Here is a 17481-nt window from a genome sequence, read left to right on the forward strand (position 1 = left end):
TGATAACTTTCAATCTTTTTCCCACTCTTCGCTGAAAATAAAAAGAGGCCATCTCTTTTGAGACAGCCTCTTTGTTGGTAGTGAATAAAAGTTCTATCATGCTATAGTAGCCACCAAAACCGCCTTGATGGTATGCATCCGATTTTCAGCTTCATCAAAGACAATGGAGGCGGGGCTTTCAAAAACTTCCTCCGTCACTTCCATAGATTCTATTCCAAATTTAATATAAATTTTTTCACCAACCGTTGTTTTTCTATTATGAAATGCAGGAAGGCAGTGCATGAATTTAACATCAGGATTGTTTGTGAGCTTCATTATTTCCTGGTTAACCTGATATGGCTTCAAGAGTTTAATGCGTTCTTCCCAAACTTCTTCTGCTTCTCCCATTGATACCCAAACATCGGTATACAAGAAATCACAATCTTTCACCGCTTCTGCAACTTTTTCAGTTATCAATATTTTCCCTCCTGACTGTTTTGCAATTTCGTTGCATGTTTCTACCAGTTTCCCATCAGGCTGGCAACTCGAGGGAGCTGCTGCCCTGAAGTCCATTCCTAGTTTTGCAGCACCGACCATTAATGAATTGCCCATGTTATTTTTGGCATCTCCCAAATAGCAAAATTTCACCTCTGAAAGAGGTTTCGCAGAGTGCTCTTTCATTGTCAAAAAATCCGCGAGAATCTGAGTAGGATGAAATTCATTGGTTAAGCCATTCCATACCGGAATGCCAGCATAGTTTGCTAATTCTTCAACAATATCCTGACCAAAACCCCGGTATTGTATTCCATCATACATCCTTCCTAAAACCCTGGCTGTATCTTTCATTGATTCTTTATGCCCTATTTGCGAACCACTGGGACCTAAATAGGTGACATTGGCTCCCTGATCATAGGCGGCAACCTCAAATGCACATCGGGTTCGGGTTGATGACTTTTCAAAAATCAGCGCGATATTTTTGCCTGTCAGGTTTCTTTGTTCTGCACCATTGTATTTATCCCTTTTTAACTTTTCGGAAAGTTCAATTAAATACAAAATTTCATTCTGGCTAAAATCAAGTAGCTTTAGAAAATGTCTATTTTTTAAGTTGATTGACATATTTATCGAATTTTATCTTCGTACTTCATGGTAATTTTAGACCCGAAAGATTTATCTTCCAGTTTTTTGGCTTCTGTAATGATACTTTTTTCGCCTCCTCTCGCTATGAATTTCAAACATGCTCTTATTTTTGGTGCCATACTACCTTCTCCAAAAACTCCTAAATTTAAATATTCCAAGGTGTCATTATAGTCTAGAAATTCAAGTTTTTCCTGAGAAGGAAGGCCAAAGTCCTTATAAACAAAAGGAACATCGGTAAGTATGTAAAATTCATTTGCTTCTATTTCTGAAGCCAGTAATGCAGATGACATATCTTTGTCAATTACTGCATCTGAGGTTCTAATATCGTTATTTTTATCAAAATAAACTGGGATTCCGCCACCTCCAGCAGTAATCACAATATTACCCGCCTGAACTAAATTTTTTATAACATTCTTATTTATGATATCGATTGGATCTGGTGAGGGGACAACTCGTCGCCATCCGCCATTTGTTTTACTTGAGGTCTTAAACAGCCATCCTTTTTTCTTTTGCAATTCTTCAGCTTCCTGTTTACTGTAAGTCTTCCCAATGCGTTTAGATGGATTATTAAAGGCAGGATCGTTTGGATTAACAGTTATCATACTTATCATGGAAATAATATTCTTTTGAATTCCATGTTTATTTAAAATGTTGCGCATCATCCTTTCAATCATGTATCCAATTCCTCCCTGGGAGTCGGCAACACATATATCTAAAGGCATTGGTGCAATATCGTAGACTTGTTCCCCAGCATCATTGCGCATCAAAATATTTCCAACTTGCGGACCATTCCCATGCGTAATAACTAATTCATATCCTTCATTAATTAAATGCACAAGGTTCTCTACTGTCTCCGTTGTATTTTTTTCCTGCTGCTCAATGGTTCCCTGCTCATCTCCCCGAAGAAGAGCGTTTCCGCCTAATGCAATAACTGCTAACTTTTTCATACATTATACAATTTAATGAAAACAGTTTATACAATATCGACTATAGACAAACATAAAAAAATGAAGTGAAAAATATCATGATCAATACGCAAATTGATATCAGTCTAAAATGCTATAAAACAGGTAAATATCGGTGTTTTGATGATTCGAATAAATTTAGATAAATAAAATGTGAATTTATAATATGTTTCGTGGCTTTGATTGTCGAATTAATATTTTTATGTCAGAATAACTAATAGTAGTTAATTTACGACTGATTCACCAAACAAATATTTTAATATAATAATGGTAAATATTTTTATTTTATACTTCCCTTATGACACACAATATCCTATATAAAATTCGTTAACTTTGCAGTCGCAATTAAAATTCCCTATGGCAAAAAAGACCAAAAAGAAACGAACATCAAGATTATCCAGCATATATACTGGCATAAATACGTTTATTAAAAGTGATAAATTCAGATACACACTTGGGTTATTTTTATTTGTATTCAGTCTTTACTTATTGATCGCTTTTGTGTCGTTTTTGATTTATGGACACGCAGATCACAGTAAGCTTGATATCTCATGGAGAAAATTGATTGCTGATTCCAATATCGTCGTTCAGAATAAAGCCGGAAAGACTGGTGCTTATCTTAGTGAAGTTATTATCAATCGCGGTTTTGGTTTATCTTCCTTTTTATTCATTTATGTACTGATAGTTTCAGCTTTTCAACTTTTTGGAAGACCTTTCGTACGCTTCAGCAGAACGATATTCTTTTCATTAGTCCTTTTGTTTTGGGGATCACTCGCCTTAGGATTAATATTCTCAAATATAAATCAAGACGGTTTTATCTATTTAGGAGGGGAAAATGGATATTTCATGGCTGTTTGGCTGAGCTCACTTATTGGCACAGTAGGAGCTTTCTTTTTACTTATTTGTAGCTTGTTTGTGATTTTGTTAGTGGCTTTTGATAATTTCATTAACTGGGTAAGTTCATTATTTAACTGGAACCGAAATGAACAGTCTGAATTGCAGGGAGAATTAGCGTCGGTTACAACCGATAATACAGTAGTTGAAGATGACAATATTTCAAAAGTCATAAATGAGGATGATTTAATAGAGACCATTTTTGATCCGGATGTAGATGGTGATGACACTGTTGATACCAAACAGGTTGAAAAAAGTATGCAACAAAAAGCCACCGAGTCTGATGTCGATGAAGAAGATCTGGAAATGACCGTCGAAAAAATTGAAGAAGAGGAATCTGATGGAGAGGTTCAGTCAGAAGGACAAGAAGATTATGATCCTACGTTGGATTTATCAAATTACCAGTTCCCGTCTGTAGATTTGCTTGATGATCATGCATCTGGAAATGCAGAAGTTAGTAATGAAGAATTGATTTCAAATAAGAACAAGATTGTTGAAACACTTCGTCACTATAAAATTGAAATTACCAAAATCAGGGCGACAATCGGGCCTACAATTACGTTATACGAGATTGTGCCAGCTCCCGGTATTCGTATTGCTAAAATTAAAAATCTGGAAGACGACATAGCATTGAGCCTGGCGGCTTTGGGTATTCGTATTATTGCGCCAATTCCGGGAAGAGGAACAATTGGTATTGAGGTTCCGAATCAAAATCCTGAGGTTGTTTCAATGCGATCGATTATTGCTTCCAAAAAATTTCAGGAAAGTACAGCGGAATTACCAGTGGTTATTGGGAAAACAATTTCCAATGAAACATTTTTGATTGACTTGGCAAAGATGCCACATATTTTGGTAGCAGGTGCGACCGGACAGGGTAAGTCTGTTGGCTTGAATGCCATTATCAGTTCATTGCTCTATAAGAAACATCCTTCTCAATTAAAATTGGTTTTAATTGATCCTAAGAAGGTGGAGTTGAGTCTTTACACAACCATTGAGAATCATTTTCTTGCAAAGCTTCCGGATGACGAAGAGCCTATCATTACTGACATTCAGAAGGTAAAATACACCTTGAATTCCCTTAATCTGGAAATGGATACGCGTTATGATTTACTAAAAAAAGCACACGCTCGGAATATTAAGGAATACAATAAGAAGTTTATTAGTCGACGACTAAATCCTGAAAAAGGACACAGATATCTCCCATATATTGTTGTAATAATCGATGAGTTTGCTGATTTAATTATGACAGCAGGTAAGGAAATTGAACTTCCGATTGCTCGAATTGCACAGCTTGCACGGGCCGTTGGTATTCATATGATTATTGCAACACAACGCCCATCAACCAATATTATTACTGGTGTTATTAAAGCAAACTTCCCAACTCGTATAGCTTTTAAAGTGGCCTCGATGATTGATTCCAGAACCATCTTGGATACTCCTGGAGCTAATCAGTTAATTGGAAAAGGCGATATGCTAATTGCGATGGGAAGTAACATGACTCGTTTGCAGTGTGCTTTTGTTGACACCCCGGAAGTAGAGCGTATTTGTGAACATATTGCCAACCAGCAGGGCTATCCAACAGCTTTCTTACTTCCTGAGTATGCAAGTGAAGAGGATGGGGGACCTTTGGGTACCGATTTAAACAATAGAGATGAATTATTTGATGATGCGGCTCGAATTGTTGTTATGAATCAGATGGGATCAACGTCTATGATCCAACGTAAGTTTTCGATTGGCTACAACAGAGCGGGGCGAATTATGGATCAATTGGAGGCTGCAGGTGTTGTAGGTCCTAGTGAAGGAAGTAAAGCACGTCAGGTCTTGCTGCAGGATGAATATAGTTTGGAACAATTATTGAATAGCTTGTAAAAAATAGAAAAATGAAGAGAATATTCTTTTTAGTGCTGATTGTTTTTTGTTGGAGTATCGTTTCTGCTCAGGAAGACATGAAAGCAAAATCGATATTGGAAAAGGTTAGTGAGACAACTCAATCGTACAGAAGTATCAAAGCTTCTTTCAATTATATTATGGATAATAAGGAAGAGGGTATCCATGATGAAAATAAGGGTGATATCCTTTTGAAGGGGAATAAATATCAGCTGAAATTACCTGTTCTCGGTTTGGAAATATACAGCAATGGACAAACTGTTTGGACATACATGAAAGATGCAAATGAAGTTAGTATTGCTGAGTTTGATGAGGAAATGAATGAAATGATGGATCCTTCTAAATTGTTTACTATTTATCAGCAAGGGTTCAACTATAAGTTTATTGAAGAAACTACAGCAAATGGGAAAGCGGTTTATGTTATCGATTTATTTCCAGATGATGAAGAGGTCGAATATTCTAAAATGCGAATTCAAATTGAAAAAGACCGTATGTTAATTAACAAAGCCACTATGGTGGGACGGGAAGGAAGTAATTACATTGTGCAGGTAAGCTCACTGACGACTGATATTCCCGCAGATGATTCGGAATTTGTTTTCAGTACCGAAAAGTATCCGGACATTGAGATAATTGATTTAAGATAAAAAATAGAAAAAGGAGTGAATATCACTCCTTTTTTTATACTTAGTCTTTCTTTTCTTTCATCGTTAGCTTCTCAACTGTGGATATCTCCATAAATGTCGATCCTCCGCCAATTCCAAAACTTCCTCCAATGTATATAACTACATCTTCTTTTTTGAGATTTCCATTGTCCTCCAATGCAAGCAATGCAGAACGAATCATTTTGTACTTATTCTTTTTGGGCTCAATAGTACTTGCTCTTACTCCATACGAAAGAGAAAGTTGACGAGCAACCCCCGGTTCATAGCATTTAGCATATACCGGATTTTTACCTCTAAAAGCAGCTAAATACCTGGCCGTTCTTCCTGTTTTTGTGTTTGTAACAATAGCGGTTGTATTAAGCTCAACGGACGCCTGAATCGCAGCTTCTGCCAAATAGGCAACAATCTCATTCTCCACAGCTGGGATTGTGATATCATTTCTCTTATCCTTGCTTTGTTCCACCTCTTTAGCGATGCGGCTCATGTACTTCACAGCTTCAACAGGATATTGTCCATAAGCTGTCTCTCCGCTAAGCATTATTGCATCCGCTCTTGAAAATATTGCATTGGCAACATCACTAACTTCAGCACGCGTTGGTCGAGGATTATCGATCATGCTGTGAAGCATTTGAGTTGCAATAATGACTGGTTTTTTACGCTGAACCGACTTTTTAATTAATTGACGTTGGATACCCGGAATCTTCTCAGCAGCAATCTCGATACCTAAATCGCCACGAGCAACCATAATACCATAGGCATGGTCCAGAATTTCATCAATATTATTAACACCATCAAGATTCTCAATTTTTGCGATAATCTTAATTGGACTATTTTGCTCATCGAGGATTTCCTGAACCTTTAGAACGTCGTCTTGATTTCTAACAAATGAGTGAGCAATAAAATCTAGTTTCTGTTCGATAGCAAATCGGATGAAATCCTTATCTTTTTCCGATATAGAAGGTAAGTTAACACTGAACCCAGGAGTGTTTATACTTTTCTTATTTTTGATTGTACCACTATTCTCTACTTTGCAGAGTACAAAATCTTCTTCCTTTTCTTGAACGCTTAACTCCAATTCACCATCATCAATCAAAATCTTCCCGTCAGCAGGAATTTCAATGTGAAATTTGTCGTAAGAAACTTTAAATGCTGCTCTTCCTTTTTCACTTACCCGGTCTAAACCTGATACTTCTACAAACTGTCCAGCTTCAACTTCAATTGATTGGTCCAGGTTTTGAGTTCTAATCTCAGGACCTTTCGTGTCGATTAAGATTCCGATTGACTCGGAAACTGATCGTATGTTATTGATCATCGTCAATGCAGTTCCCTCTGTAATGTGCGCAGTATTTAGGCGTGCGACATTCATGCCTGCATTAAATAGTGATTCGATAAACTCAATATCACAACGTTTATCTGAAATGGTAGCTACAATTTTAGTATGCTTCATAAATAACTTTTATACATTAACGGGCGGCAAAATTAGTTTTTTTCCTGTATGCTCGAACAAATGAAGCTTTCCTTTCCGTTAAATGATTTTAAAGTTAACTTTTGAGAAAACTCTCAATGCCCAACCTGTATGAATCCAGACCAAATCCCATTATACTTCCAACACAAACCGGTCCAATAATCGATTCATGTCTGAAATTTTCACGGGTCAGTATATTTGAAATATGCACCTCGATAACAGGTGCTGTAACAGCTGCAATAGCATCTCTTATGGCTACAGAAGTGTGTGTATATGCACCGGCATTTATTATGATTCCATCATATTCAAAACCTACCTGATGAATTTTATCAATTAATTCACCTTCAATATTTGATTGAAAATATGTGATGTTTATATTAGGATATTTTTCTTGTAATGTTGAATAGTAGTCGTCAAAAGATAAATCACCATAGATAGTTTTCTCTCTCTTTCCCAGTAGATTCAGGTTAGGACCATTAATTAACAATATTTTCATTTTTGTTGTGATTTAGTATTTAAAAATAGTAACTTTACCAAGTCCGGCACGTATTGATAATTATGTAATCTTGGGGAAGAAGCTAAATATCTCTATAAGTGCTGGGTTTTTAGATAATTACAAAACCAAAATTATTTAAAATTGTTGTATCACAAAATTAATCGTTTTAATTATGAAATGGGAAGATAGTAAAAAGGGATTTGAATCCTTCCTTCGGTTGGAAAAATCTTTATCCCAAAACTCAATTGCTGCTTACATCAACGATATTAATAAGTTGGTGGGATTTCTGGATGAAAACTTCAAAAGACTTACACCTGAGAAAGTTAAACTTAATCATCTGAAAAGTTTTGTTGAACACTTGAATGATCGCGGTGTTTCTCCGCGTACTCAAGCTCGTACAATTTCCGGTATAAAATCTTTTTTTAAGTATCTTCTGATGGAGGGTAAAGTTCAAAGTGACCCAACGACCTTGCTTGAGTCACCTAAAATTGGCCGTAAATTGCCAGATGTACTTACAATGGAGGAGATTGACACAATTATTGATGCTGTTGATTTGCAAAAGCCTGAGGGACAGCGCAACAAAGCAATGCTTGAAACTCTTTACAGCTGTGGATTAAGAGTGTCAGAGTTAGTTAATTTAAAAGTAACTAATTTGTTCTTTGAACAAGGATTTATAAAAGTTGAAGGTAAATCAGAAAAAGAAAGACTAGTGCCTGTTAGCGAAAAAGCTATTGAGGAAATTAGTAAATATTTAAGTGGTTACCGGAAAACTTTGAAAATTAGTCCTGAGAGTGAAAATATTCTTTTTCTTAACAGAAGAGGTAAGAAGTTAAGTAGAGTGATGATTTTTACCATTATAAAAAATCTTGCTCAAAAGATTGGAATGAATAAGAAAATTAGTCCTCATACATTCCGCCATTCATTTGCCACTCACTTGATATCTGGAGGAGCTGATTTACGTGCAGTACAGGAAATGTTAGGACATGAGTCAATCCTTACTACTGAAATCTACACACATTTGGATAGGGATTATTTAAAAACTACAATTCACCAATTTCATCCACGTTCATAACGTTCTTGAATTGTGATTAATAATTTCTTAACATGATAAGATTTTAATAATAAATACATCATTGAATTGATAGACAATCTGTTAGTGAACAGATTGTCTTTTTTTTTGTTATCATTTTTAAAAATAACCTTAAATTAAAAACGCTTGCCTGACCCAACGCCGAAAATATTTTATTTTTGTGTGCCGAGAAAAAATTGGTTTTGTTGGAAATATTAAATTTTAATTCTTGACTATGAAAAATTTAGATTTATCAAAGTACGGTATTGTAGATGTAAAAGAGATCGTACATAATCCTTCTTACGAGCAGTTATTTGAAGAAGAAATGAACCCAAACCTCGAAGGGTTCGAGAAAGGGCAATTAACTGAGCTCGATGCAGTAAATGTAATGACAGGTGTGTTTACTGGACGTTCTCCTAAAGACAAGTTCATTGTGATGGATGACGTTACAAAAGACACTATGTGGTGGACTTCAGAAGCTGCAAAAAACGATAATAAACCAATTACTCCAGAAGTTTGGACTGAATTGAAAAGTTTAGTAACAAAACAACTTTCTGACAAAAAACTATTTGTGGTTGATGCGTTCTGTGGTGCTAATGAGGATACTCGTTTGAAAATCCGCTTTATTATGGAAGTGGCTTGGCAAGCTCACTTTGTGACAAATATGTTCATCAAACCAACTGCTGAAGAATTAGCTAACTTTGGTGAACCTGATTTCGTAGTAATGAACGGTTCTAAAACTACCAACCCTAACTGGGAAGCTCAAGGTCTTAATTCTGAAAACTTTACTGTTTTCAATATGACTGAAAAAATGCAAGTTATTGGTGGTACATGGTACGGTGGTGAAATGAAAAAAGGTATGTTCGCAATGATGAACTACTACTTGCCATTGAAAGGTATGGCTTCGATGCACTGTTCTGCTAACGTTGGGGAAGCTGGTGATGTAGCTATTTTCTTTGGTCTTTCTGGTACGGGTAAAACAACTCTTTCAACAGACGCTTCTCGTAAACTTATTGGCGATGATGAGCACGGATGGGATGACGAAGGTATCTTCAACTTCGAAGGTGGATGTTATGCAAAAACTATCGATTTAGATAAAGATTCAGAACCAGAAATTTACGCTGCTATCAAACGTAACGCTTTGTTAGAAAACGTAACTGTTGATGCTGATGGTAAAATTGATTTCACTGACGGTTCTGTTACTCAGAATACTCGTGTATCGTACCCAATCAACCACATTGAGAATATCGCAGTTCCTTCAAAAGCTGGGCACGCGAAAAAAGTTATCTTCTTAAGCGCTGATGCATTTGGTGTATTGCCTCCAGTTTCTAAATTAACTCCAGAGCAAACTCAATACCATTTCTTATCAGGATTTACTGCGAAATTAGCAGGAACCGAGCGTGGAATTACAGAACCAACTCCAACATTCTCTGCTTGTTTTGGCGCTGCTTTCTTGACTTTGCACCCAACAAAATACGGACAAGAGTTAGTGAAAAAAATGGAAGCTAACGGAGCCGAAGCATACTTGGTTAACACAGGATGGAATGGTTCAGGTAAACGTATCTCTATTAAAGATACTCGTGGTATCATCAATGCTATTCTTGATGGTTCTATCGAAAAAGCAGAAACTAAAGTTGTTCCTGTATTCAATTTAGAAGTACCAACTGTATTGCCAGGGGTTGATTCAAATATCCTTGATCCACGTGATACTTACGCTGATGTTGCTGAATGGGAAGCTAAAGCTCAAGATCTTGGTGGTCGTTTTATCAAAAACTTCGTGAAATATACAGATAACGAAGAAGGTAAAGCATTGGTTGCTGCAGGCCCTCAATTGTAATCTAACTTACATTATATATTTAAGAACCTTCCGTCGATTGACGGGAGGTTTTTTTATGCAATTATCTGTCGAATAGCAGAGTCAATTTCTGGGAATTGATAGGAAAATCCCATGTCTTGCAATTGCTTCGGAATTACCTTGGGAGAGGTGACTATCATTTCAGCGGCTTCACCATATACTAATTCCAATGCTTTTGTGGGTACAGAAAAGAAGAGTGGCCTGTTTAGCGCATTTGCCAAACTTTTTGAAAAATCTTTGTTGGTGATCAACTGGGGTGCTACCAAATTAAAAATACCAGAATAGGCTTTTTCTTCAACGGCATCACAAAAAGCCTTTTTTACATCTTCAATATGAATGAATGCAAATGCTTGGAGTCCGTTACCGATCCATCCACCTAATCCCGCTTTGTAGATAGGAAGCAGATATTTCATTATTTGAGAATCTTTTCCGATCACCATGCCTGTCCTAAATATTACCCTGCGAACACTTTTATCCAATTGGAGCGATGCATCTTCCCAATCCATGACAACTCTTCCTGCAAAATTAATAGCAAAATTGGAGCTGGTTTCATCGTGTGTCGCTAATGCCTGATAGATGCCAACGGCTGAAGCTCCAATGTAAGTTTTGGGCCTTTCTTTTGGTGGTAATTGATTAATTGCTGCGCACAGGTTTTTTGTAGTAATGACCCGACTATTATAAATAATTACTTTATTGGTGGTTGTCCATCTTTGTAAGATAGGTGCACCTGCCAGGTTAATAACAACATCCGTATTCTTTATAAAATCTACCAACTCGGTTGGATCTCCATAGAGCATTTGTCGGGTGACTAATCGCAATTCATGGCCTCTCGCGGTTAGCTCATCGGTAATATGTTTACCAATAAATCCGGAACTACCTGTAATTGCAACTTTCATATCATGTTGATAAATAAATGTTTAATTTCATCTACTTATACATATAAACGGTGCAAAAAGTTTTATCGTTTAGATAAAATCAATTGTCTATTTTTGCGTTCTAGTATTATCAGTAAAAAAAAAGAGATTCATGGCCCCTCGAAATACGCCTAAAAAGAAACGCAAGTCAAAAAAGAAAACATCTGGAAAAAGAAATATAATCTTATTTCTACTTCGTTTTTCTGCGATTTGTATTATCCTGTTTTGCTTGTTCTTTCTTACGGTTTATTTAGGATTTACGGGGCATGTGCCAAGTTCAGCACAGCTTCATCAAATAAAGAATCCTCAGGCTTCAGAGGTTTTTTCTTCGGATGGAAAATTATTGGGGAGATATTATGTGGAAAATAGAAGCAATGTAGGCTTTGACGAAATTTCTCCAAACGTTATAAATGCTTTGATTGCAACAGAAGATGCCCGATTTTACGAACACCGGGGAATTGATGAAGTTGCCTTGTTACGAGTGTTGTTTAAAACGATTTTACTGCAGAATAAAAGTGCCGGAGGAGGGAGTACACTCAGTCAGCAGATAGCAAAAAACTTATTTCCTCGAAATGATTTATGGGTTTTTTCAATGCCCGTGAATAAACTACGTGAAGCAATAATTGCGTATCGTCTCGAGCGTATATATTCGAAAAATGAAGTTCTAACTCTCTATCTTAATACGGTTCCCTTTGGCGAAAATATATATGGAATAGAAGTTGCATCAGAACGATTTTTCAGTAAAAGCCCTCGTGATTTGACTGTTGATGAAGCTGCGGTACTGGTAGGTATGCTGAAAGCAAATTATACGTATAATCCACGAATTAATCCCGAGAAATCAAAAGAACGGAGAAATGTTGTTATTCAGCAAATGGTAGTAAATAACTTTCTCTCTTCGGATCAAGGGGAAGTATTTAAAGCAAAGCCACTAAAGCTAAAATACCGGAGGATTTCATACAACGAAGGTCCTGCTCCTTATTTTCTTGAAAAATTAAAGCCTGAATTGTTGAAATGGTGCGAGTCTCATACCAATCAAAAAGGAGATCCATACAATTTGTATACTGATGGTTTGAAAGTTGAAACAACATTGAATTATGATTTTCAATACTATGCTCAACAATCTGTAAAAGAATATATGAAAGACCTTCAAAAGGTTTTTGATGATCATTGGAAAAATAGAGATATATGGAAAGGGAAATCTGAAATTCTAAACCGTGCAATTAAAAGATCGGATCGCTATAAAAAGATGCTCCTCAATGGTAGTAATCATGAGCAAATCATGAAAAGATTTAATCAAAAGATATCAACTACTCTTTTCTCATGGAATGGATTAAAGCATGTTGAGACTACACCTCTAGACTCACTTAAATATCATTTAGCCTTGTTAAATGCAGGTTTTCTTGCAATAGAACCATCTACAGGGGAACTTAAAGCATGGGTTGGAGGAATCGATTATCGCTTTTTTCAGTATGATCACATTAATGCTGCCAGACAGGTCGGATCAACATTTAAGCCATTTGTATACCTGGCAGCTCTTGAAAATGGTCTGAGTCCTTTTGATTACTATACGAACGAGAAAAAAGTATACGAAGATTACCAAGACTGGTCTCCTCGCAACTCGCATGAAAACTATACTGGCTTTTATACGATGGAAGGAGCATTGTCAGAATCATTAAATACAGTTGCAGTTGAAGTGTTAATGGAAACTGGTATAGACGAGACTATTCAACTTTCAAGAGCAGTTGGTATTGAAGCTGATTTGCCAGAATTTCCGTCATTGGCGCTCGGAGTTGCTTCCATTAGTTTGAAGGAACTGATTTATGCATATGCAACCATCTTGAATGACGGGATTCGTGTTGAACCTCATTATTTAGTAGCTATTAAAAATAGCAAAGGTGAGTTGTTGGATCAATTCTTCAGACCACCATCTGCTCCAACCGGAGTGCAGTCGGAAAATTGCCGAATTATTACCCACATGCTGGAGGATGTTGTAAATAATGGTACAGGTGCGGGCATTAGAAATGTTTATAAAATTCCAGGCGACTTTGCTGGAAAAACTGGAACCACACAAGATCAATCAGATGGTTGGTTTGTTGGTATGAGCCCTGATTTGGTTACCGGATGTTGGGTGGGAGCTGATGATCCTGGTATCCACTTTCGAACAACTACCTATGGACAGGGAGCCTACATGGCGTTACCCATTGTCGCTAAATTCTTTAGCAAGGTATATTCAGACCCGAGATACCGCAAGTTAAAATATTCAGAGTTTGCGAAACCATCTTTTGAAACTTTAGCGAAGTTGAACATCCCGCCGTACCAGGAATATTGGGTTCCTGAAGGTGAAAGAACCTTCTTTGATCGCCTTTTCTCTAAGAAGGACGAACGTAAAGATCAGATTGAGAAGAAAAGGGAAACGTCTGATCAACCCAAAAAGAAAATTTGGGAAACAATCAAGGATATTTTCAAAAAGAAAAAATAGTTTCTTAAGCAATACTGTGCTGCTTTTATTAATTTTGCGGCCAGATGGCACAAAAACTACCTTTTATTGTTAGATTTCATCGTTGGCGTTTACGTAGATTGAGTGAACGCCAGTTTATTGTGATTCTAAGTATTATTATTGGAATCATATCCGGTATAGTTGCCACCGTTATTAAAAATGCAGTTTGGCTAACTCAGGGACTAATAAATCGTGCAACCAGCCAGGAAGTTCACAACTATATCTATTTTGGATTACCAATCGTAGGTATTTTTCTGGCGGTATTAGTTGTAAAATATCTTATTAAAAGTCCGGTTCGACATGGAATTCCAAACGTTTTGCATAGCATTTCTAAAAGAGAAGGTGAATTGAGTCGTCATAACATGTTCTCTTCAATTATAACCAGTGCCTTTACTGTTGGTTTTGGTGGATCTGTGGGGTTGGAGGGGCCAACTGTTGCAACGGGAGCTTCATATGGTTCTTGGCTGTCAAGTGTATTTCATCTGAATTACAGAAATACAATATTGATGCTTGCTTGCGCTTGCGCTGGAGCAATGGCCGCAATTTTTAAAGCACCAATTGCTGCAATTGTATTTGCTGTTGAAGTAATTATGATTGATTTAACAACCTTTTCATTGGTGCCATTATTATTATCATCCTCAACTGCAGTTGTTACTTCTTACCTGTTTATGGGGCAAAATGTACTATATCCTTTTGAATTACATACCAGATTCGAAATTGGTGATTTACCTTATTATATATTGCTTGGTATTGTTGCCGGATTAGTATCTGCATATTTCACCAAAATGTACATTTTCATAGAACGTATCTTCGATAACTTGGGAAGTGGAAGAGTGCGGTTACTGGTTGGAGGATTGACTTTAGGTGGGTTGATTTTTCTTTTTCCTGCGTTGTATGGAGAAGGTTATGAGTCCATTAATTCATGTCTTGAAGGTGATATTGATTATTTGTTTAATAATTCAATTTTCTATGGTCTTAAAGATGAGTTTTGGGCAGTGCTAGTATTGATGCTCGCAATAGTATTACTTAAAATTGTAGCGACATCGGTAACCTTTGGAAGTGGCGGTATTGGTGGGATATTCGCACCAACTCTATTTATGGGAGTAAACGTTGGAATGTTGTTTGCAACGGTTGTCAATTTTTCAGGAATACGACAATTGAATGCTCAAAACTTTGCGCTGATTGGTATGTCTGGATTGATAGCCGGGGTGCTTCAGGCGCCATTAACGGGAATCTTCTTAATTGCAGATATTTCCGGAGGCTATAAGTTGTTTGTGCCACTAATGATAACTGCAACTTTTGCATATCTTACGGTTCGAGTGTTTACACCGAACTCGGTCTATCATTTTCAGCTTGCCCGACGCAAAGAATTAATGACCCATGACAAGGATAAGAATGTCCTTCAAATGATGCGGGTAAGTAAATTGATTGAAACTGACTTTGAAATTCTACATCCTGAATCAACATTAGGAGATTTAACCGAAGCAATATCTAAAGCCCACAGAAATCTGTTCCCGATTGTTGATGAAAATGGATATTTAAAAGGAATGGTGAAGATGGACGATGTTCGCCACCTAATATTTAGAAAGGAACTTTACGATAAAGTGCATGTTAGCCATTTAATGTACCATCCGGAGCATTATATTTCAACGGAAGATTCGATGGAGCAGGTGGTGGAGAAGTTTGAAAGCAGTGGTAGGTATAATATTGCTGTTATAGATGATGGTAAATATGTTGGATTTATATCGAGAGCCCGGGTATTTTCGTTTTATCGAAAAACGATGCGGCATTTTTCACATGATTAACAAACAATGATGTCTGATTATTCAAAAACAATACAGCAATTTTCTCAGCACGTTCTAGGAAAGAAAAAATTGTACTGGCTTAGCTTTTTTGTTGGAATAATAAGTGGGGGAGCAGCTTTAATATTGAAAAACCTGATTCATTTTATTGGTGAATCACTGGTTGGGCATTATAAATCCTCTGATGAGAATTTTTGGTTTCTTGCCTTTCCGATCATAGGTATCCTGGCAACAATCTTAATTTTGAAATATATTATCAAAGACGATGTTAGTCACGGAGTTGCAAAAATTCTTTATTCTATTTCAAAGAAAAAAGGGAAAATTAAGAGTCATAATATGTTTTCTTCAATGATCACCAGTAGCTTTACCATTGGCTTTGGGGGATCGGTTGGAGCGGAGGCCCCTATCGTATTAACTGGTGCTTCTATTGGATCAAGCCTTGCACGTTTCTTTAAACTGGAACAGGCAGATGTAATGTTGATGATTGGATGTGGTGCGACTGGTGCCATCGCTGGTATTTTTAAAGCACCAATTGCTGGTATTGTTTTTACTCTGGAGGTGTTGATGTTGGATTTGACGATGGCATCTTTGGTTCCGCTGCTCATTTCAGCAATTACTGCTGCTGTTATGACCTATTTCTTTATGGGTGAAGCAGTTCTGTTTAAATTTAACCTTGTTAATCACTTCGACGCGTCAAATATTCCATTCTATATTTTACTAGGTATTTTTGCTGGATTTGTATCACTATATTTTACTCGAATGGCAATGTTTGTAGAAGGGAACCTTCACGGCATTAAGTCACAAGTGACAAAACTGATTTGGGGCGGAATAATACTCGGAGTACTGATCTTTATTTTTCCACCGCTTTGGGGGGAAGGTTATACATCAATTAATAAAGTTTTCAACGGATTAGGTGCAGAATTGCTGAATAATTCCTTCTTTTTTGATTTTAAATCAAATCCGTGGTTCATAATCGCATTCATGCTTTTATTGGTATTTTTCAAAGTGGTGGCAATGGCCGTTACAACTGCCAGTGGAGGAGTCGGAGGTATTTTTGCGCCTACGCTTTTTGTGGGGGCAATTGGAGGCTATTTTTTGGCTTTGGTAATAAATCAGGTAACAGGCCTGAATCTTCCATTAGATAATTTTGCACTTGCAGGAATGGGAGCCTTAATGGCGGGAGTAATGCATGCTCCATTGTTAGGTATTTTTCTTGCAGCCGAGATCACAGGTGGCTATGATTTGCTTTTCCCTTTAATTATTTCAGCAATTGCTGCCTATTTGACTATCATGCGTTTTGAACCCCATTCAATTTATACCAAACGTTTGGCTCAGAAAGGTGAATTAGTAACTCATCATAAAGATAAAGCAGTGCTTCATTTCATGGAAGTTGCTGGACTCATTGAAACAGACTTTGAAGTCGTTTCTCCAGACGCCAGTCTGGGGGATCTTACCAAAGCAATTTCACGCTCTAAACGAGACTTATTTCCTGTAGTTGATGAAAATGGAATATTGAAGGGAATGGTGAAAATGAATGATATCCGGGAAATTATTTTTGATCAGAGCCTCTATGAGACAAAGCATGTGAAAGAATTTATGTACATGCCAGAGCACTATATTTCGCCAAATGACGATATGCATAAAGTTGCCGAAAAGTTTGAAAATAGTGGTCGTTTCAATTTGGCCGTTATTGATGAGAATGGAAAATATTTTGGATTTATATCCAGAGCAAAAGTTTTCTCAAATTACCGTAAAACCATGCGTCATTTTTCACACGATTAATTCGTATCATTCATGCTGCATCTCTTTATTCTGATTATTTGATAATTAAGGACTATCTATTCTTTTAAAGTTTATTA

Annotated in this window: 12 protein-coding genes; 7 read left to right on the forward strand and 5 right to left on the reverse strand. The window is 36.8% G+C overall.

Going from position 1 to position 17481, the window contains the following annotated elements; all coding sequences use genetic code 11:
- Positions 1–96: 96 nt before the first annotated feature.
- Together argF and ACUNWD_RS02020 are read right to left on the reverse strand one after the other, a co-directional pair.
- On the reverse strand, positions 97–1095 hold the full coding sequence (gene argF / locus ACUNWD_RS02015) for an ornithine carbamoyltransferase (protein ID WP_445586088.1): 999 nt from the start codon (positions 1093–1095) through the stop codon (positions 97–99).
- Positions 1096–1097: 2 nt separating this feature from the next.
- Positions 1098–2063 (reverse strand): carbamate kinase, encoded by a 966-nt coding sequence (locus tag ACUNWD_RS02020; protein WP_445586089.1) that lies wholly within the window; start codon positions 2061–2063, stop codon positions 1098–1100.
- 375 nt (positions 2064–2438) lie between these two features.
- Between ACUNWD_RS02020 and ACUNWD_RS02025 the strand changes: the two genes are divergently transcribed.
- The gene (locus tag ACUNWD_RS02025) at positions 2439–4844 is read left to right on the forward strand and encodes a DNA translocase FtsK 4TM domain-containing protein (protein WP_445586090.1); all 2406 of its coding nucleotides are present in this window, start codon (positions 2439–2441) and stop codon (positions 4842–4844) included.
- An 11-nt stretch (positions 4845–4855) separates the two neighbouring features.
- The gene (locus ACUNWD_RS02030) at positions 4856–5506 is read left to right on the forward strand and encodes a LolA family protein (protein WP_445586091.1); all 651 of its coding nucleotides are present in this window, start codon (positions 4856–4858) and stop codon (positions 5504–5506) included.
- Positions 5507–5546: 40 nt separating this feature from the next.
- Here the strand turns inward: ACUNWD_RS02030 and pyk are convergent, their stop codons facing one another.
- Together pyk and aroQ are read right to left on the reverse strand one after the other, a co-directional pair.
- Positions 5547–6971: a pyruvate kinase gene (gene pyk / locus ACUNWD_RS02035; RefSeq protein WP_445586092.1), complete on the reverse strand. Its 1425-nt coding sequence runs from the start codon at positions 6969–6971 to the stop codon at positions 5547–5549.
- 94 nt (positions 6972–7065) lie between these two features.
- A complete protein-coding gene (gene aroQ / locus ACUNWD_RS02040) occupies positions 7066–7485 on the reverse strand; it encodes a type II 3-dehydroquinate dehydratase (protein WP_445586093.1) in 420 nt (139 codons plus the stop codon).
- A gap of 172 nt (positions 7486–7657) precedes the next feature.
- On the opposite strand from aroQ, the gene xerD reads away from it, so the two are divergent.
- Positions 7658–8557 carry a site-specific tyrosine recombinase XerD gene (gene xerD, locus ACUNWD_RS02045; RefSeq protein ID WP_445586094.1) on the forward strand — a complete coding sequence of 300 codons (900 nt, stop codon included), beginning with the start codon at positions 7658–7660 and terminating at the stop codon, positions 8555–8557.
- Positions 8558–8789: 232 nt separating this feature from the next.
- The gene (pckA, locus tag ACUNWD_RS02050; protein WP_445586348.1) at positions 8790–10391 is read left to right on the forward strand and encodes a phosphoenolpyruvate carboxykinase (ATP); all 1602 of its coding nucleotides are present in this window, start codon (positions 8790–8792) and stop codon (positions 10389–10391) included.
- Positions 10392–10444: 53 nt separating this feature from the next.
- On the opposite strand, the gene ACUNWD_RS02055 is transcribed toward pckA, so the two are convergent.
- Positions 10445–11305, reverse strand: a complete 861-nt coding sequence (locus ACUNWD_RS02055) for a TIGR01777 family oxidoreductase (protein WP_445586095.1) — start codon at positions 11303–11305, stop codon at positions 10445–10447.
- A 130-nt stretch (positions 11306–11435) separates the two neighbouring features.
- Between ACUNWD_RS02055 and ACUNWD_RS02060 the strand changes: the two genes are divergently transcribed.
- The 3 genes from ACUNWD_RS02060 to ACUNWD_RS02070 are packed head-to-tail and all read left to right on the forward strand — an operon-like array spanning position 11436 to position 17404.
- On the forward strand, positions 11436–13802 hold the full coding sequence (locus ACUNWD_RS02060; RefSeq protein WP_445586096.1) for a penicillin-binding protein 1A: 2367 nt from the start codon (positions 11436–11438) through the stop codon (positions 13800–13802).
- A gap of 44 nt (positions 13803–13846) precedes the next feature.
- Positions 13847–15625 carry a chloride channel protein gene (locus tag ACUNWD_RS02065; protein WP_445586097.1) on the forward strand — a complete coding sequence of 593 codons (1779 nt, stop codon included), beginning with the start codon at positions 13847–13849 and terminating at the stop codon, positions 15623–15625.
- A 9-nt stretch (positions 15626–15634) separates the two neighbouring features.
- On the forward strand, positions 15635–17404 hold the full coding sequence (locus ACUNWD_RS02070) for a chloride channel protein (protein ID WP_445586098.1): 1770 nt from the start codon (positions 15635–15637) through the stop codon (positions 17402–17404).
- Positions 17405–17481: the final 77 nt, after the last annotated feature.

The organism is Sunxiuqinia sp. A32, from assembly GCF_052690465.1.